A 1450-nucleotide genomic window follows, 5' to 3' on the forward strand; every position below is an offset into this window, starting at 1 on the left:
TCGCTGATGGAATCGGTGCGATGGACGATTTCTTCAATGTGGGAAAGCGGCCACACGGAAAATACGGTTTTTTCCCCTGTTTGCATGATCGCAGGGGCATATTCGTGATGTTTGGCCTTCTCCATCAAGCGGGAGAAAGATTCCCACAGCTGGTCGCGGCTGCCCAATCCGGCCCGGTGAATGATTTCTTTGGCAATGAGCGGACTGATTCCGGTGAACCGCTGAACGATTTGTTTGTCCAAACGGCCCTGGTTGTAATCAAACCCGGCAATAAACCGCTCTTTTGTCACTTCCAGCGGATTTTCCTTGTTTTGCGATGGAGGTTCCGTGTAGGAAGCGCCCGGATAGATTTGCCGGTATTGGCTCATGGCATGGCTGACCCGGCGAATTCCGTCAAGGACGGTGCCGGTGGCAGGATCCACCAAAATAATATTGCTGTGCCGGCCCATGATTTCAATGATCAGCTTGCGCGAAACGAAGTCGCCCAATTCATTTTTGGCGCGAAGGTGGAAGTGGACGATTCGTTCCAATCCGATTTGTTCCACGCTTTCGATGATTCCGCCGTCCAGATGTTTCCGGAGCAAACGGCAAAACATCGGAGGCTCTTTGGGATTTTCGTAAGCAGACCGGGTCAGTTGGGCACGGGGGTATGCCGGATGTGCCGAAAGCAAACATTTATGATTTTTTCCTTGCGAGCGAATCACCAGAAGCAATTCAAATTCACCCGGTTGATAGATTTTGGTAATTCTCCCGCCGGCAAGTGCCTGATCGAGTTCCTTCACCACAGCCCGGGTGACCAATCCGTCATATGACATATGTTTCATCCTTTATTCCAGTTTCAAAAGTCATCACACTTTTCCATTTTACAACATCTTGGTTCCGGCGGAAATCCGATTGTCCGGTTCAGGTATGTTTGACAGCTCGTCTGAATACATTGAAAGTAATCGTTCCGGAAAAAGGAGGAAGAATCTTGGCAGAGCAAGGACGTTGGATTGACTGGGAGACAGAGGAAGTTGCTTCTCACTTTCAGGTGAATCCATCCGTTGGACTCCGTGAAAAAGAGGCGCAAGAACGACTCAAGCAGACCGGACCTAATCAGTTGTCGGAAGGGGAAAAGTCTTCCCTTTTCGCTTTGTTTATTGATCAATTCAAAGATTTCATGGTTTTGGTTTTGTTGGCGGCGACGTTGATTTCGGGATTGCTGGGCGAATACACCGATGCCGTCGCCATCATTGCGATTATCATCCTAAACGCGGGACTGGGATTTTTTCAGGAGATGCGTGCGGAAAAGTCCCTGCAGGCATTGAAAAAATTATCGGCGCCGGCTGCCAAAGTCAAACGCGACGGGGAGTGGAAAAAAATCGAAGCTTCCCGGCTGGTTCCCGGGGATATCGTGTCGGTGGAAAGCGGGGACCGGATCCCGGCTGATGTGCGCTGGATCCATACGGAA

The 1450-nt window shown here is 50.3% G+C and carries 2 protein-coding genes; one reads left to right on the plus strand and one right to left on the minus strand.

Going from position 1 to position 1450, the window contains the following annotated elements; all coding sequences use genetic code 11:
- The coding region (locus H1R82_RS14415; RefSeq protein ID WP_181821729.1) for an Rqc2 family fibronectin-binding protein at positions 1-815 on the minus strand (815 nt) is incomplete at its 3' end.
- Between the two features lie 155 nt (positions 816-970).
- On the opposite strand from H1R82_RS14415, the gene H1R82_RS14420 reads away from it, so the two are divergent.
- A partial coding sequence (locus H1R82_RS14420; RefSeq protein ID WP_258873918.1) for a cation-transporting P-type ATPase occupies positions 971-1450 on the plus strand: 480 nt, incomplete at its 3' end.

The organism is Thermoactinomyces intermedius (assembly GCF_013912365.1).
GTDB classification, from domain to species: Bacteria; Bacillota; Bacilli; order Thermoactinomycetales; family Thermoactinomycetaceae; genus Thermoactinomyces; species Thermoactinomyces intermedius.